Origin of the sequence: Bacillus sp. ISL-45 (genome assembly GCF_018613195.1) — a bacterium.
Taxonomy (GTDB): domain Bacteria; phylum Bacillota; class Bacilli; order Bacillales; family Cytobacillaceae; genus Mesobacillus.
The window spans coordinates 487,670-504,419 of the sequence record NZ_JAGGQQ010000005.1 but is presented as its reverse complement, the minus strand read 5'-3'; the positions used below and the strand labels follow the sequence as shown (position 1 = coordinate 504,419).

The window sequence follows — 16,750 nt, the reverse complement described above, 5'->3', positions numbered from 1 at the left end:
TTTTTTAGCTGTTCCATGTTAAGAAAAGCAGTATCTTTTTTACAGCTTGGAAACAGTTAATGATAGAGGAACCTTTAACAGGAACTAGTCCTCCTAAGCTGACTAGTTCCTGTCTGAATTCCAAATCATTCTGGAGGTGAAAATATGGGCAAAGACCGACAGGAAAAGAAACTTAAAAAGAGCGGACGTGTGGAGTCTGACCGTGACCAGGCATTGCACTATCCAGGAGCTGCGAAAATGCAGAGCCCTGAAGAAGCACGGTCATTAAATGACGGCAAGTATAGCTAAAAAACCTTGTAAATATGCAGCTTTGGACGAATCTTGAAGCCGTAAAAAAATCATTTAAACAAGAATAGCCCCCTGCAAAAATGCAGGGGGCTATTCTGATTTACTTCCTTTAATATTATCGCCTTCTGGCAAATGCTGAAGTATCTATTCCTCTTTGTTCGAGCCAGTGATGAGTTTCTCCTGAGATGACAAGGGGTACGTTCTTCAGTGCGTCGATTGTATGTACTCCAAGCGCTGTCATAATGACAGCAATTTCATCTTTTATCATATTGATTTCCTGGATCAACTCTTCTGTCCCATTCTCCATCAAGGTCTTGAGCAAGTATCCTGCCATTGCGGCCGCGTCGGCACCAGCGGCAAGGGCTTTAACTATATCCAGGCTAGTCTGTATTCCGCCTGAAGCTATAACAGAAAGTTCTTGTGAAGCAGATTTTGTCTCAATAATCGAGGCTGCAGTCGGTATTCCCCAATCCTCAAAAAACGTCAATAAACGGTTCCTCCGCTTATTTTCTATTTCCGCAAAATTGGTGCCGCCAAATCCGCCAACATCAACATAGCGTATTCCTGATGATATAAGAGCTGCAGCAGTCTCGGCACTTATGCCAAACCCTACCTCTTTCACCACTACCGGAATCCCGACACTGTGTTGAATTTCTGCAATTCTTGCTAACGCACCTTCAAAATCCCTATCTCCCTCGGGCATGGTCAATTCCTGCACTACATTCAAGTGGATTTGCAGGCCATCTGCCTGGATCATATCGATTGCGGCTCTTGCCTGCCCGACTGTTGCCTCACTGCCCAAATTGGCAAGGATAATGCCGTTTGGATGCATTTCCCTTACAACTTCATAACTTCTTCCTTCACCCGGATTCTTCAGTGCAGCCATTTGTGATCCAACCGCAATGGCCGATCCAGTCTCTCTTGCCGCTATCGCCAATTCTCGGTTGATTCGGTAAGTTCGCTCTCCGCCGCCGCCAGTCATGGCATTTATAAAAATTGGCGAACTTAAAGAAAGTTCGCCAATTTCAGTTTCCAATTTTACTGAACCAAGATTTGATCCAGGCAAGCTTTGGTTTACAAACTTAATATCGTCAAAACCGGTTAGGCGCTTCTGGCCTGTTTCAAGGGCATATTGGATATGGTCCCATTTACGTTTTGATCTTGACACGATATATCACCATTACTGTTTAAGATTCTTTAGCTTGTCTCCGATCATATCACCTAAACTGAAGCCCTTTGTTTCCTCAGGAAGTTCATAGTCAAACGCCTCATTGCTTTCTCTTTCCTCGAACTCCTTCATGCTAAGTGATAGTCTTTGATCTTCCTTGTTAACTTCAAGCACCTTCACTTTTACAGTCTGCCCTTCTTGAAGGACTTCATGCGGAGTGCCGATATGCTTATGAGAAATTTGTGAAATATGGACAAGGCCTTCAACCCCAGGGAATACTTCGACAAATGCACCGTAAGAAACCAAACGCTTCACCGTTCCTTCCAAAGTGCTACCCTTAGGAGCTTTCTCATCAATGTCCGCCCATGGTCCAGGCAGTGTTTCTTTGATAGAAAGTGAAATACGCTCATTATCACGATCCACGCTCAACACTTTAACTTGAACCTGCTGACCTTCCTCGACAACGTCAGATGGCTTTTCTACATGCTCATGGGAAAGCTGTGAAATATGGACAAGTCCATCAACTCCGCCGATATCCACGAACGCTCCAAAGTCTGTGATTCTTTGTACTGTACCCTCAATAACCTGCCCAGATTGGATAGCCGCAAGCAAGTCCTGCTTTTTCTTTCCTTGTTCTTCTTCCACAACTGCACGGTGTGATAGAATCAAGCGGTTCTTCTCCTGGTCAAGTTCTACAATTTTGAAACTGAGCGTCTTCCCTTTGTAATCAGAGAAATCTTCCACAAAGTAAGATTCTACAAGTGATGCCGGAACGAAACCGCGGACACCAAGATCCACTACCAGGCCGCCCTTAACGACATCTTTCACTTCAGCATCGAAAACTTCGCCACTCTCAAATTTGCCTTTTAGTTCTTCCCAAGCTTTTTCTGCATCTACTTTTCTCTTTGAAAGAATCAAAGCTTCTTCTTCAACCTTTTGTACTTCCAAATCCAACTCATCGCCGACAGAAACCGCATCTTCTGCTTTTTCAACGTGAAGGCTGGATAGTTCACTGATCGGGATGATGCCGTCCAGCTTGCTGCCTTCGATATCTACTAAAACTTGCTTTTCTTCCACTTTTGTTACTTGGCCTTTAACTCGGTCTCCAGCCTCAAAGTTTTTTACCTCAATTTGGTTCATATCTTCTGACATATGTACTCCTCCTTAATCCATGACTGCTGCAAATATATGCTTTGTGGCGAAAAGCCACTTTAAAAACACCATAATTAGCCACTAAGTGAAAATTCTAAAAATATCTCTTCTTAATAACTTCTTACAAACAGACATTTTTGTCAAGCAAGAAACATTACTTATATTTGTTAATCAGTTCTTGGATTTCACCCATGATCAAGTCAGTTGTCTGTTCTGCATTTAACTTTTTTTCTTTAATAGACTCCATATCAATAGGCTTTCCATATACCACCTTCAATTTCTTGAATGCTTTGTATGGACCGATGATCGCGCACGGTACGACACGAGCATCAGACCGGAGCGCAAAGAAGCCCGCTCCTGCAAGCCCTTTACCCATTTCACCTGTCTTGCTTCTTGTTCCCTCTGGAAACAGACCTAAAACCTTTCCATCCTTTAAAATTCCGAGACCTTTTCTTAAAGCTTCCCTGTCGCTCATTCCCCTTTTAACAGGGAAAGCATTCAGGTGAGGGACAATTTTCCCAAGTACAGGGACAGAGAAAAGCTCTTCCTTCGCCATAAAATGGACGGGACGAGGGGCCGTGATCCCAACTACCGGGGGATCAAGATTGTCAATATGATTGGCACATAACAGCACACCGCCATCAGAAGGCACATTTTCTTTGCCAATTACCTCAATGCGATAAATTGGACTCAAAACTGAATTTACTAGAGACCTTACAAACGAATAAACCGTCAATTTCACCCGATCCTTTCAAGCGCCAATTCCATAATTTCCCCTACAACGTCTTGGATTGACAAAGAGGTTGTATCTATCTCGACTGCATCATCCGCTTTTTTCAATGGAGCCACTTCCCGCTCAGAATCAATTTTGTCACGCGCGGCAATCTCTTCTTTCAGCTTTTCAAGATCAGAAGGGAATCCTTTTTGGATATTCTCTGCATGACGGCGTTGTGCCCTTTCTTCAACACTTGCAAGCAAAAAGACCTTTACCTCGGCATTCGGCAATACATGTGTGCCGATATCCCTTCCGTCCATCACTACACCGCCGTCAACTGCAAACTGCTGCTGGCGTTTTACCATTTCTTTCCTCACAAGTTCATGCACGGCTACATATGATACTTGATTGGTAACTTCCGCGCTCCTGATCTCATTGGTGACCTCGATTCCATCAAGCAAAACCATCTGACCCGATTCTCCAGGCAAAAGCACAATTGAGGTATCATTCAAGATTTCAATCAAACCTGCTTCGTTATCCAGGCTGGCCCCTTTATGTAAAGCCTTGTATGTAAGTGCCCTGTACATCGCACCTGTATCGATGTATATATATGTAAGTTTTTCGGCTACAATTTTGGCAACCGTACTTTTTCCTGCTGCTGCAGGACCGTCTATGGCAATTGAAATTCGTCTACTCATATTTCCTCCTGGTACACTTCTAGTTGTTACTTTATATACTCTTATATTTTAACACAAAAATCTTTTAATCCTCGCTAATCAACACTTTTTTTGAGGCACTTTTCTAAACTTTCCCTGCACCCATGCCACTAAAGGAATCAACCTTTTTCAAAAATGAGTCGAGAGCACTTTTTAAAGCGGCTTTAAACCGCAAAATAAAAGAAAGCAGGCTTCCAACCTGCTTACTCTTTGCTTCTTATGGATTTCAGGACTTCTGAATGGTTATTGTCCGTTACACCCTCGTATTGGGTAATTTCTTTAAGCTCAGGAAAAGCATTGATTTCATGGAAGAATATTTGGGCGATAATTAAAAAAACAAATTGAATAATAGCGATTTTGATAAGGATTCTTTCAAGTGTTTTCATTTCTGATGCTCCCGTAAAAATCTTTTATTCTATTATTGGAGCATTTCCAGGTATTTATTCCTTTTAAACAGGAAGTCCTTTTTTCTTCATTTCAAGCTGTCTTTCAAAGCAAAATCTTAGAAGCATCTGCCTGTCGGTACCAGTGGAGTCAAAGAATTGGACAGAAGCCTTGTTCATATGTCCTTCACCGTCGATGATTCGAACTACTTTTCCACGGAACTTCCTGTATTCAAATTCTCCATTCTGCATCGGGAGGACAAACCAGCATTCAACTTCCATATCCTCCTTCAGACTGCTTTTTTTATCAATCAGCAATGCAGCTCCTCCAGCGCTGATATCATCCGTTACTGTTGTAAATGGAGTGAATTCTCCCTTGCCGGAGTAAACAGCTGCATCCACGGAGGTTTCAACCCGGACAAATTGCCTGCGCTGAATTTTAATGAGTCGGTCCTTGCCTGGATACGACAGAATCACCATTGGGATATTAAGCTTGACTCTTCCTTTGACTTCCGTGTCAAAATAATAATGAGAACCTGAATCTGTAACAAAATTAGCCTTTAACGGTGTACCCTCAAGCAAGAACACTGTTCTGTTGGTATTCAAATTTACAGGGTAATCAATAAATAAATCATTGCCCTGACGCTCAACGAGTTTACACTTATATTGTTCAAAGCTGTCAGAATATCTATGCTCAAGGATTATGTTATCACCGATTTTTATCATAGCTAACCCACTTCCCCACTTCTGTCTATGTTGCTTTTAATTTGTTTGATTGAGAACTATCTCATATTTATTATGACATGCAGGACTAATCTGGTGCAATAGTCCTTTAATGGATTATTTTTACAAACCTCTTTTCGTAAATCTTGTTACTTTCCCAACATCGCAAACCATGTTCTGAAGAACTTGAAAGAACAAAAAGCGCAAGCGCCTCGTTCAGCCCCGACAAGCGCTACCCGCCTATAAACGCCACGTCCTGTGGCTGGCGGGTCTAGCACATCGTGTGCCTCGGAGGGCCTGACAGTGAAGTCGTTCTTTGACTTCATTGGCAGGAACGAAGCGTCTCGAGGAGTTAGGAGCCGCAGCTAGACAAGAGTCTCGAGGGGCTAGGCGCTGGAGCTGGAGCTGGATTAACACACCCACAGGTAGTTCTTTTATAACTCTATACAATAAAAAAGGGGAAAGCACTTGGCTTTCCCTTAGACTACATCCTCATATACTGGTTCAGCATTTTGCAGTTTTTCTACTTTCTCTTCCGTTCCGTCTTCCGCATTGATATAAATCCTGAAGGTGTCATTGCCGAGAACTCCTGTGAATTCATAGCATAACACCTCTTCATTAATGTCGTTCAGGATAATTGCTTGCTTCTCATCCATCACTTTGAGATTTGGATTGACTTTCTTTTTTGCCTCCGCCATGTCAATGCCAACCTGTGGAATTTCCCTTGTTTTATGGGATTTCAAATAATCCTCCGCAGAGAAGCCGATGACATCTCCATTGTCCAGTGCGACTTTCATATTGATTGCATCGGGATAAATTCTTACGTCGTCCTGCGTACCGACAAAAGTAAATACACCGATATTATCATATTGGGCGCTTTCAAAGAGATCCAGGTTTTCGAAATTATGATCCTTTAAAAAGGCGATTGCCTTATTAGAAGCGTCGTTGAGGCTGAGTTTTTGATTCTTCACATCTCTGTCAAGCAAGAACCAGATTGGATAGCCACCTTTTTTGGTTATATCCATATTCGCTTCAAGTTTTGATTTTGGATTCTGGATCGAAACACTGAAAAATCCATAATCCGAGCCTTTGCCATTTTCTGTTACCTTCACGTTGCCGCCATTTCTGACCGGAGTATATTTCCTCGTAATCTGGATCGCTTTTTCCTTGGATATTTGCTCGCCAGGCAGCTTTTTGAAATTTTCATCTTTTTTCTGAAGATTGATCTGTGCTGGTCCGAAATCTGTTTCCGTATACCCTTCTACTGTTTTTTCGACAGTCTTGAACCCATCAATGATGGTATTGTCAGTCTGGCCCTTTTCTGTAGCAAGAGCGAGTTCAACATCCATCCATCGGAGATTATTTTCCAGGACCATATGCTGGACTTGCCTTAAATCCTGCTGGATTTCACCTGATTGTTCATATAAGGTCTTAAGTGTCGAATATTCTTTTTCTGTTAATGGTTCTTTATCCAGATCACGGATTGCTGCTTTATAACTGAAATTACCGATATTCGCCAGAAATTCTTCCGTCTTATTAAATGGCAAAAGTGTCAAAGGAAGCTGCCCTACATCATTATGAGCCTGCGAGGTGATTTTCCAAACCTCTGCCAACTGTGGTGATAATGAACTTCTTGAATTCATCGCTAGTGTTGTACCAATTTTATCGTTCAATAAGTCAATTTGATATGTCAGGTCATGAAAGGCTCTTTGGTAATTATTTTCAGCATTAATCAGTACCGCTGTTTTTTCCCTGTGCTCCTGATAACCCCAATAGGCAGTTCCGGCAATACCAATGACGAGGACTGCAATGGCTATTCCTCTTAGCAATTCAACTCACCCCTATTTACAAAAAATGTGTTTTCCAATCTTTTTGATTTGCGGTCGTGACCAAATCCAGGCACTGGTGGCAGTATCAGGATTAAAATAGTACATGGCGTTTCCAGTAGGATCCCAGCCATTGATCGCATCAAGGACTGCTTTTTTTGCGGTTTCGTTTGGCGTAAGCCAGATTTGGCCATCAGCAACTGCTGTGAACGCCCTCGGTTCGAATATAACCCCCGAAACTGTATTCGGGAATGTAGCACTGTCCAACCTGTTCAAAATTACCGCCGCAACTGCTACCTGTCCGGTATAAGGTTCACCCCTGGCTTCTCCATAGACCGCATTAGCCATGAGCTGGATATCATTCTGCGAGAATCCATTTGGTGTATTTGTGGCAGCAGCCGGTTTGGGTGCGGATTGTGTTTGGGCACCTCCGCCCGTTTTGCCGCCGCCTTGTTTTTCGCCGCCCCAGGCAATTTTCGCATTTGGCGTCGCTTTCGCAAGCTTGAGTTTCGTCTTCCACCCTGCAACTCCATCAATCTCCAAACCAAATTCATATTGGAAATTTCTTAGTGCCCAATAGGTACCCCAGCCAAATACTCCGTCGATTTTACCGTTGTAAAAACCAATATGCTTTAGTCGTGACTGTAGTTCAATAACATCGTCACCTACCGCACCCTGCTGGAGCACCTGACTTGTAAACGCCTCAGCCCTTTGATCGATTTCACTTAATTGCACAAAAGACATGATCAAAGCCAAAGCGGCCATCACCTTCAAGATAGACCGATATTTCTTCATTGAATGCAACCCCCAAAGATGTGAACTTAAAAGATTACTCCTATTTTTTGTTAAGAGTTGACTTTTATTCCACAAAACAAAAAAACCCTCCATTTTTTAAGAATGAAGAGTCTTTCAGATTGGATATTGCTTTTCAATATGCTGCAGGGTCAATATTCGCGCCTTTTTCACTTTTCTTAGTCCCAGCCACCAAAGGAAAATCATGAATGGAACCATCAGAACCAGCCAGTCTTCCCTGGTCATAAGGATGAAATCATAAACACCATGCAGAAGGACTGGCACCATTAGTGAAAGTATGATCCACTTCTTTTGAACCCCAGGGGAAAACTTCGCCTTACCAATATAGTAACCCATTATCACTCCAAAAAGCGCATGGCTGGATACAGGCAGGAGCGCCCTCCCAATTGCATCCTGGAGGCCATTGGCAAGCAGGTAAAAGATATTTTCAGCTGATGCGAAACCCAGGGATACAGCCACACTGTATATAATTCCATCATAATGTTCATCAAAGGAAATATGCTGGAAAATTGTATAATAAAGAATAAACCACTTAAAGAATTCTTCTAAAAGACCAACCGTTCCGAACGCTTTGGTGAAGTCTCCCTGGAACAATCCCTCGACAGAAAGCACATATTGAATGAACATAAGCGGAAATACAAGCAATGCACCGAAAATAAACATTTTAAACACCAGTGATAGCGGCTCTGACTCATACTGGTCCTTTAAGTAAAAATAACTTAACAGCGCCAGACCCGGAGCTACCCCGGCAGTAACTATTCCCAGCATATGCTGTCCTCTTTTCAATTTGTTTTTTTAATCGTATCATGTAATTAGAAGAAAGAAAATGGATTATTATTCTTTCTTAATGGTCTTTCGGAGGTAATAGTTTTGAAGAAGAATATTTTATTGATTCATACTGGCGGTACCATTTCCATGAGCGAGGATACAAACGGAGCGGTCAAACCAGGGGCGAATAACCCTCTGACACAGGGAACCGAGCATTTATCCAATCTTGCTGAACTTGTTGTAGAAGAGCCCTTCAATTTGCCATCTCCACACATTACACCAAAAGAGATGATGGAGTTAAAATATATCCTTGAGGATTATAATAAAAAAGGCTACATCGATGGAGCAGTCATTACCCATGGAACAGATACACTGGAGGAGACAGCATATTTTCTCGATCTCACTTGCCAGGCAAGCTTCCCGGTCGTCGTTACTGGTGCAATGAGATCCAGCAATGAAATCGGCTCTGACGGCCTGTATAATTTAATATCGTCAATAAGAGTGGCTTTAAGCCCGGAAGCAAAGGGAAAAGGAGTACTTGTCGTCCTTAATGACGAAATTCACACGGCTGTCAACGTGACCAAGACACATACAAGCAACATCTCAACCTTTCAGAGCCCGCAATATGGCCCAATCGGGATAGTGACAAAAAGGGGGGTTCTTTTCCACCACACTCCTACGAAACACGAAAACTATCCGGTGGCGGATATCAGCAAAAAAGTTTCCCTGATTAAAGCACACGCAGGAATGGACTCTTCTTTACTGCAAGCCATCCTGGCCTTAAACGTAGATGGAGTCGTGATCGAAGCACTTGGACAAGGCAATCTTCCGCCCACAGCACTTGAGGGTGTAAAAGATTTTCTCAAACACAATATTCCGGTTGTCATTGTTTCCAGAAGCTTTGCCGGCATAGTCCAGGATGTTTATGGATATGAAGGCGGCGGCAAGCACCTGAAGGAATTGGGCGTCATTTTTTCAAACGGTTTGAACGGTCAGAAAGCAAGGATTAAACTGCTGGTTGCCCTTGCTATAACGGATCAGATGAATGAAATTAATGAGATGTTCATGTTCTAAAATTGACGTGCTATATGAAAAAGCGGTGTCCTGAATTCAATCAGACACTGCTTTTTTATTCTTTACTCTAGAATTCTATCGTTCGCAATCCTAATTTGGATAAGTAAACGGAAGGTTCAGGTGCTACTGAAGTCTATAGGTGACCTATGAATCCACTTTTCGGAATATAAGGTCACCAATCAAGCCGATTGGTGATCCATAAATCCATTTTCTAGAAAAACAGGTCACCTATCAAGCCTATTGGTGACCCGAAAATCCAGTTTCCGGAAAAACAGGTCACCAATCAAGCCTATTGGTGACCTGAAAATCCAGTTTCTGGAAAAAATCAGGCACCAATGAAGTAGATTGGTGATCCATAAATCCATTTTCTAGAAAAACAGGGCACCAATCAAGCCTATTGGTGACCCGAAAATCCATTTTCTGGAAAAGTAGGTCACCTATCAAGCCTATTGGTGACCTAAAAACATTCTCATCTGAAAATATAAAAGGGGATATCACCCGCCCTCTATTCATTCTTGGTTCTGCTTGATATCGCTTCTGCAATCTGTCCGCCATGGAAGCGTCCATTTTCGATGAATATTTCGTTCGCATTGTTCCCGGCAGCAATTACTCCTGCAATAAAAATGCCTTGAACGTTTGTTTCCATTGTTTCCGGATCAAAATACGGCCGACCTGTATCTGCCTCAATTTTCACACCCATTTTCTCAAGGAAGGCATGATCCGGACGGTATCCAGTCATTGCAAAAACATGATCATTCTTTATTTTCACCTTTTCCCCTTCATGCTCATATACCACAAAGTCTTTTTCGATTTCTCTTACTTCTGCATTAAATACCATCTCTACAGAACCTGCCCTGACAAGCGCTTCGAATTCAGGCAGTACCCACGGTTTGATGCTTGGTGAATATTCTGCTCCCCGGTACAATACGGTTACTCGCGCCCCTGCCTTCTCCAGCTCAATCGCAGCATCCACACTGGAGTTTTTCCCGCCTATGACGACGACGTCCATATCGAAGAAAGGATGGGCTTCCTTAAAATAATGGGAAACCTTTGTTAACTCTTCGCCCGGTATTCCCATGAGGTTTGGGTGATCATAGTAACCAGTCGCTATGACGATGTTATTAGCAGTGTATTGCTGTTTATCCGTGGAAACCTTGAAAACATTATCGCCCTGTTTCTCAACATCCGTTACCTTTTCATATTTATTAATCCTCAGCCTTTCCCGCTTGACAACTTCGCGGTAATAAACCAATGCCTGATTCCGTTTTGGTTTAAGGTTCTCGGTTATGAAGGGCACATCGCCAATTGCAAGCTTTTCACTGCTGCTGAAGAAGGTCTGGTGGGTCGGATAATTATAAATCGCATTTACGATATTTCCTTTTTCAATGATGAGCGGATTCGCTCCCTTTTTCTTTAAGGCTATAGCCGCAGCAAGCCCGCAGGGACCGCCCCCGATAATGATGACATCTTCGTTTATCATGTATTGTAAACACTCCTTATCGATCGATCTAAAATAAGGCTCTGTTAAACTCGGCTGTTGATTTTCGTTCCAGGCGCTTCGCTTTCCGCGGGGAAGAATAATGAAAAAGCCCAGAGGCCGGCTTTTTCAAAAACCAATTCTTCCTTGCAGTCGGGAGCCTCCTCGGCGCTTGATGCGCCTACGGGGTCTCCCCATGACTTGTTCATCCCGCAGGACATTGATTGAGTTTCCTCGAATTTGCCCACGCACGATGAAAATGCGTTAGCATTTTCGGAGGAGTCTTCGCGCCTTCCACTACAATCAACAGGGCTTTAAAACAACATCGGGCTTTAACAGAGCCAAAAATAAAAAAATCTCCTATCAATAAATGATAGGAGATTTCATCTTAAGATTCAATGAAGAACCCTTTGGTAAGATTATATCCAGCCTCTGAAGCGGCTAGCTTCAGCCATTTTGCGGACACCGACCATATAAGCAGCAAGACGCATGTCTACTCTGCGTGTCTGGGCTGTATCATAGATGCTGTCAAAGGATTTCACCATAACCTTTTCAAGCTTCTCTTCCACTTCTTCTTCTGTCCAATAATAACCCTGGTTATTTTGGACCCATTCAAAGTAAGAAACCGTTACGCCGCCTGCAGAAGCGAGTACATCCGGAACAAGCAGGATGCCGCGTTCTGTAAGGATTTCTGTTGCTTCCAGCGTTGTTGGCCCGTTTGCAGCCTCAACTACGATACTAGCCCTGATATTATGGGCATTTTCTTCGGTAATCTGATTTTCTATCGCAGCTGGAACAAGGATATCACAATCAAGTTCCAGCAATTCTTTATTTGTAATTGTATTATTGAATAATTTGGTTACTGTACCGAAACTGTCTCGACGGTCAAGCAAGTAGTCGACATCAAGTCCTTCCGGATCATGGAGCCCGCCGTAAGCATCTGATATACCGATGATTTTCGCTCCAGCATCGTGCATGAACTTTGCTAAGTAGCTTCCGGCATTACCGAATCCCTGGACGACAACTCTTGCGCCTTCAAGTTCAATTCCCTTTTTCTTCGCAGCTTCGCGGATACAAATCGTAACCCCTTTTGCAGTTGCTGATTCACGACCATGTGAACCACCGAGTACCAGCGGCTTGCCTGTAATGAATCCCGGAGAGTTAAATTCATCTATACGGCTGTATTCATCCATCATCCAAGCCATAATCTGAGAGTTTGTGAAAACATCAGGTGCCGGGATATCTTTTGTAGGACCTACGATCTGACTGATCGCGCGTACATATCCCCGGCTCAATCTTTCAAGTTCCCTGAATGACATGTCGCGAGGATCACAGACGATCCCGCCTTTACCGCCGCCGTACGGAAGATCGACGATACCACATTTCAAGCTCATCCAGATTGATAAGGCTTTTACCTCTTTCTCTGATACGTTTGGATGGAAACGTATTCCTCCCTTTGTTGGACCCACTGCATCATTGTGCTGCGCCCGGTAGCCAGTAAAGACTTTAACAGATCCGTCATCCATTCTGACAGGGATTTTCACTGTCATCATCCTGAGCGGCTCCTTTAAAAGCTCAAAAACCTCATCTGGGTATCCGAGTTTTTCCAAAGCCTTGTGAATAACAGTTTGTGTAGATCGTAAGACGTCATGTTTGTCTTCTTTATTTGGATTTTCATTACCGTTTGCGGCTACCATTGATAAACCTCCTAAATCACTTTTGCGGATGTTGTCTGCTTTCATGGATTAGTATACACCTTTGGTTATTTTATGCAAGAAGAAAAAAACAGTTTTCCGCATTTTTTGATTATTGAATGAAAACGCTACCATTCAAGCCCTTATTGTTATTGGCTTAATAATAAATTGACTGAATAGTAAGACATTACCTGGCGATCATACAGTATTTTAAGAGTCATTTTGGGAAGGAAACAACCCGAAAATTCCTCTGAAATTCCCTCGTTGGCAATCAGACAAGTTTGCTGAGGGAATTGATCAAAAGACCACCTCTTGAACCATTGTTTTCCATAAAAAAAGCCGAAACCCCTCCATTATTTCATAAAATAATGGACAAGGCTTTCGACTGCACGTTCTTCCATAATCTCGTTCCCATACTCGAGCAGTCTGTGGATGCTCAATATTGATGGAACTCCATATTCTGCCATGATCGAAACCGTCTTATCGGCCTCATCTGGCAATATTCCGTTCATAAGCAAATAATAATGATCATTCATGAAATGCAGGCTTCCTCCAATAATACCGGCGTCCAAGAGTCTTTTCGCCAGCTGGATCACGTCCTCGATATTCTCGAACTCAAACAATATGTCTTCGCTTCCTTCGAGCGTGACTTGCATTTCTATAATCCCATCATCGAACTGCTCCTCATCTTCATCCTGTTCGATCATAGTGACAATCATGACCATCCCCTGGGCATGCAATGAAAAAATTTCCACTGCAACTGAACCGATGATATCCAAATCGAATTCCTCGCTGGCTTCCTCAAGCATATCATGAAAAAGCTGATGCCACTTCAACGAATCTTTCCATATATCTTCTTTGGTCAATCCCCGGTCGGATAAGTCATCTATCGTAAGGAATATCTTAATCTTATTGTTGGTTAATCGTTCCAAGCGCATATTCATGCCCCCTGCCATCGACAAAGCTCTTATTGTAGTTTATGAAAATATCGCAGGTTGGTGAGTTATTTAAATTGATCAATGCGCTTTTTTAACCACATTTCCCATTCCGCTCTTGTCATTCCTACAATGTACTCCCGATATTCTTCTTGCTGCTCAAACGGCATGGAATCAAATGCTATTCCACCGAGCCCAATAATAAGGTCCGGATTAATCTTTTTCATTTCTTCGGCAAGCTTTATGGTTGCATTTCTATTTTCAACGAGAGTGCAGGAGAAGAAGAGAAATTTGGGTTTAATCTTTTCCACAACTACCTCTAGATCATTCTCGGCAATGCTTGTGCCTAGGAAGATCACTTCAAAGCCTTTTCGCCTTAGGTAAAGCGTATAGATTAACAAGCCGAGTTCATGTTTTTCACCGGGCCCGCAAACTGCAATTGACTTTGGAAGGAATGAGCTATGCGGAAAAGAATTTGATATTCCTTCTATTCGCGAACGTATAAATGACGAAGCAAAATGCTCATGTGCAGTCGTTATACTACCCTCTTCCCATAAATCACCCACTTTAATCAAAATGGGACCCAATAAATCGATAACAGTTTTATCAATTGTAAATAGACTAAAAGCCTCGTTGATTAATTCATGAGCTTTAGAACCGTTGAACTCCAGAAGTGCAGCCAATAGCTTGTCTCTAATTTCATCGACCCTGTCCCTTTTTGGCAGTTCAGCCTTCTCCAAAGAAATAGAAGAAGAGTTCTCAAGCAAAGTTACAGCCTGGCTGATCGTAAAGCCCTGATTAATTTTTGTAATCAGCCACCGTAATATTTCAACATGTTCCTCGGTATATAATCGGTGACCGGATTCATTTCTTACAGGGGCAATCATCTGATATCTTCTTTCCCAGGCCCTTAGGGTGCCAGGCTGGATACCAAGCATTTGGGATACTGCCTTAATATTGTATTTACCTCCGCCATTCCCCATGCTAAAACCTCCATCATTACCTGTATTACCGATTATATCCATGTTGAAGCTTTGCTGTAAAACTTCAATCTGCTTTTTAGGAATCTGAAACCAATGTAATGAGATGTGTCTCAGCCTTTGCCCCCAGTCTTAAAGGGACTCCTGTGGTTCCATAGCCATTGCTGGTCAACACTGTGGCGCCATTTTTCTTTTTGATCCCGCCTAATTCATAAGGACCAAAACCGAATATCCTGATTTGTCCCCCGTGAGTATGTCCGCTTAATACCAGGCGGATACCGTATTCTGGCTTGAGACTGTTAGCGATGGCAGGGTTATGGCTGATCAGGATCCTGAATCCTTCTTCCTCAGCATCACGGACAGCGAGATCCAGTCTGCTTTTACCAAGACTTAAGTCATCAATACCTAATACTTGCATGACGTCCCCAGTTTTTGATTCGAATTTAACTGAGGTATTGTCGAGTACTTTAACACCCAGGTGGTACAAAAGAGAGTCAAGTTCATGGGAATTGAATTCATAATCGTTGTTTCCCCAGACGAAAAAAACTGGAGCAATCATTTTCAATTTTTCAATATTGGCAGAAACCCTCTCCAAGGGAACACCTTTTTCAGCAAGGTCACCACCAATAATCACAAGGTCGGCCTTTCCCTTTACCGCATTGATAATCGAATCTTGTATGATCCGCTTATGGATATCGGAAATAAAAAAGATTTTGACTGACCCGAAGCTTTCCGGAAATCCTTTCAATCTGATTTCCTGCTCAAGCACTCTGTCAGCAAAGGCCTGTCGATACATATATGGTAAAAGGAAGCTGCCAATCAGCAGCATTCCAAGGATGAAAATAATAATCTCCATTTTTGCCTCCCGCAATACTTTATCTAGCTTTCATTTCCGTCCTCTGGTGAGCTAAAAGACATCATACCATAAAGCAAACAGAAAACGAAAAAAATTGCCGTCTGCCAGACACCCAGGGGCAATAGTAATAAGAATGAGGTTAGACAGGTTATTGATAAAATAATATCCGCCCCAAAACCCTTTTTACCCTTGCTGGCACTAATGACACCAACTCCTCCGTCCCTGATCAGGCCCCCGAATGCATACATGCCGAATACAAGAGCCACCGCCCCGGCAAGAAACTGAAAAGGGTTTAAAATAAACTCTCCCAGAAACTCCTCCGATTGTACGGGAAAGATTGCTGACAGCGAAATAATAAAAAGGTAACCACAAAGCAGTCCAATGACCAGCCTGAAAACTTTCCAAAGCATACAAAAACCTCCCATACACAATGTATGAAAGGCCCTTGTCTTTATTTCCGTATAGAAAAATCAAACTTCATGGATATCAAGGATCCGGAATCCAGACTCTTCCAGCTTCTTAACAAACTTGTCAATGTTGTCTTTCTTTTCGACCTTCATGACAATCCTGCGGACAAGCTTATCTGTTTCATCAAAAGTAACCAGTGAGATGATATGCTCATGAAACTGGTGGGCGATATCAGCCAATCGTGCGATACGTCCTTCTGTTTCAACAGAAGTAAACGCAATCCTGACACCCTCCCTATGTACTCCAAAAGCACTCTGGAACTGGTCCAGGGCATCAGAGCGAGTTACGGCTCCCTGGAATTTCCCCTTTTCATCGACTACGGCCATCAGCGGGATATCCTTCAATTTCACCAAAGTACTTTCGAAGATTTCAATGCCATGAAGGATTTGTTCCTGAAGGCAAAGTACATCACGAGCAACTTTGTTTTGGAGGAATTCATCCTTCTCTCCCCCTGTCTTGAAGTACTCCTGGTAGATGCCATATCTTGTGACCACACCTGCATATTGATCGCCGTCCAGTACGGGTACGCCATCAATTTCATTTCCATCCAGCTTATCAAGAACGCTTTGCAATGTTTCATCCAATTGTGCGGTTATACATTTATACTTCGGTATCATGATACTTTTAACAAACATTCCACTCACCTCAAATTTTTAAGTACAGCCCTGTCTTATATATTTCTGCATTTCTGCCAAAATCCCTTCTTATATAGAT

The 16,750-nt window shown here is 42.7% G+C and carries 19 protein-coding genes; 2 read left to right on the top strand and 17 right to left on the bottom strand.

What is annotated here, in order from left to right; translation table 11 throughout:
* The first annotated feature begins 144 nt into the window (after positions 1-144).
* The gene (locus J7E35_RS08040; RefSeq protein ID WP_084135440.1) at positions 145-288 is read left to right on the top strand and encodes a YpzI family protein; all 144 of its coding nucleotides are present in this window, start codon (positions 145-147) and stop codon (positions 286-288) included.
* 115 nt (positions 289-403) lie between these two features.
* Here J7E35_RS08040 and fni read toward each other — a convergent pair whose 3' ends face one another.
* The 9 genes from fni to prsW form a co-directional block, all read right to left on the bottom strand.
* Positions 404-1,456 (bottom strand): type 2 isopentenyl-diphosphate Delta-isomerase, encoded by a 1,053-nt coding sequence (gene fni / locus J7E35_RS08035; protein ID WP_214778643.1) that lies wholly within the window; start codon positions 1,454-1,456, stop codon positions 404-406.
* A gap of 12 nt (positions 1,457-1,468) precedes the next feature.
* A complete protein-coding gene (rpsA, locus tag J7E35_RS08030; RefSeq protein WP_214778641.1) occupies positions 1,469-2,608 on the bottom strand; it encodes a 30S ribosomal protein S1 in 1,140 nt (379 codons plus the stop codon).
* Between the two features lie 154 nt (positions 2,609-2,762).
* Positions 2,763-3,344, bottom strand: coding sequence for a lysophospholipid acyltransferase family protein (locus J7E35_RS08025; RefSeq protein WP_214778730.1), 582 nt, complete (start codon positions 3,342-3,344; stop codon positions 2,763-2,765).
* 2 nt (positions 3,345-3,346) lie between these two features.
* A complete protein-coding gene (gene cmk / locus J7E35_RS08020; RefSeq protein ID WP_214778638.1) occupies positions 3,347-4,021 on the bottom strand; it encodes a (d)CMP kinase in 675 nt (224 codons plus the stop codon).
* A 221-nt stretch (positions 4,022-4,242) separates the two neighbouring features.
* A complete protein-coding gene (locus J7E35_RS08015; RefSeq protein ID WP_214778636.1) occupies positions 4,243-4,425 on the bottom strand; it encodes a YpfB family protein in 183 nt (60 codons plus the stop codon).
* A 63-nt stretch (positions 4,426-4,488) separates the two neighbouring features.
* Positions 4,489-5,148, bottom strand: coding sequence for a flagellar brake protein (locus tag J7E35_RS08010; protein WP_214778633.1), 660 nt, complete (start codon positions 5,146-5,148; stop codon positions 4,489-4,491).
* A 476-nt stretch (positions 5,149-5,624) separates the two neighbouring features.
* On the bottom strand, positions 5,625-6,974 hold the full coding sequence (gene ypeB, locus J7E35_RS08005) for a germination protein YpeB (protein ID WP_214778631.1): 1,350 nt from the start codon (positions 6,972-6,974) through the stop codon (positions 5,625-5,627).
* A gap of 12 nt (positions 6,975-6,986) precedes the next feature.
* Positions 6,987-7,766 carry a spore cortex-lytic enzyme gene (sleB, locus tag J7E35_RS08000; protein ID WP_214778628.1) on the bottom strand — a complete coding sequence of 260 codons (780 nt, stop codon included), beginning with the start codon at positions 7,764-7,766 and terminating at the stop codon, positions 6,987-6,989.
* 114 nt (positions 7,767-7,880) lie between these two features.
* On the bottom strand, positions 7,881-8,552 hold the full coding sequence (gene prsW / locus J7E35_RS07995) for a glutamic-type intramembrane protease PrsW (RefSeq protein WP_214737154.1): 672 nt from the start codon (positions 8,550-8,552) through the stop codon (positions 7,881-7,883).
* 102 nt (positions 8,553-8,654) lie between these two features.
* Here prsW and J7E35_RS07990 point away from each other — a divergent pair, with 102 nt between their 5' ends.
* Positions 8,655-9,626 carry an asparaginase gene (locus J7E35_RS07990; protein WP_214778626.1) on the top strand — a complete coding sequence of 324 codons (972 nt, stop codon included), beginning with the start codon at positions 8,655-8,657 and terminating at the stop codon, positions 9,624-9,626.
* 505 nt (positions 9,627-10,131) lie between these two features.
* Here J7E35_RS07990 and J7E35_RS07985 read toward each other — a convergent pair.
* The 8 genes from J7E35_RS07985 to J7E35_RS07950 form a co-directional block, all read right to left on the bottom strand.
* A complete protein-coding gene (locus J7E35_RS07985) occupies positions 10,132-11,106 on the bottom strand; it encodes a YpdA family putative bacillithiol disulfide reductase (RefSeq protein ID WP_214778624.1) in 975 nt (324 codons plus the stop codon).
* Between the two features lie 44 nt (positions 11,107-11,150).
* Positions 11,151-11,312, bottom strand: coding sequence for a hypothetical protein (locus J7E35_RS07980; protein WP_214778622.1), 162 nt, complete (start codon positions 11,310-11,312; stop codon positions 11,151-11,153).
* Positions 11,313-11,522: 210 nt separating this feature from the next.
* Positions 11,523-12,800, bottom strand: a complete 1,278-nt coding sequence (locus tag J7E35_RS07975) for a Glu/Leu/Phe/Val family dehydrogenase (protein WP_214778619.1) — start codon at positions 12,798-12,800, stop codon at positions 11,523-11,525.
* Between the two features lie 350 nt (positions 12,801-13,150).
* Complete coding sequence (locus J7E35_RS07970) at positions 13,151-13,735, bottom strand: genetic competence negative regulator (protein ID WP_214737160.1); 585 nt, start codon at positions 13,733-13,735, stop codon at positions 13,151-13,153.
* 65 nt (positions 13,736-13,800) lie between these two features.
* Positions 13,801-14,715, bottom strand: a complete 915-nt coding sequence (locus J7E35_RS07965) for a MerR family transcriptional regulator (protein WP_214778617.1) — start codon at positions 14,713-14,715, stop codon at positions 13,801-13,803.
* Positions 14,716-14,791: 76 nt separating this feature from the next.
* A complete protein-coding gene (locus tag J7E35_RS07960) occupies positions 14,792-15,568 on the bottom strand; it encodes a metallophosphoesterase (protein WP_214778615.1) in 777 nt (258 codons plus the stop codon).
* A gap of 23 nt (positions 15,569-15,591) precedes the next feature.
* A complete protein-coding gene (locus J7E35_RS07955; RefSeq protein WP_214778613.1) occupies positions 15,592-15,978 on the bottom strand; it encodes a hypothetical protein in 387 nt (128 codons plus the stop codon).
* Between the two features lie 60 nt (positions 15,979-16,038).
* Positions 16,039-16,671, bottom strand: coding sequence for a CBS domain-containing protein (locus J7E35_RS07950; RefSeq protein WP_214778610.1), 633 nt, complete (start codon positions 16,669-16,671; stop codon positions 16,039-16,041).
* Positions 16,672-16,750 lie beyond the last annotated feature (79 nt).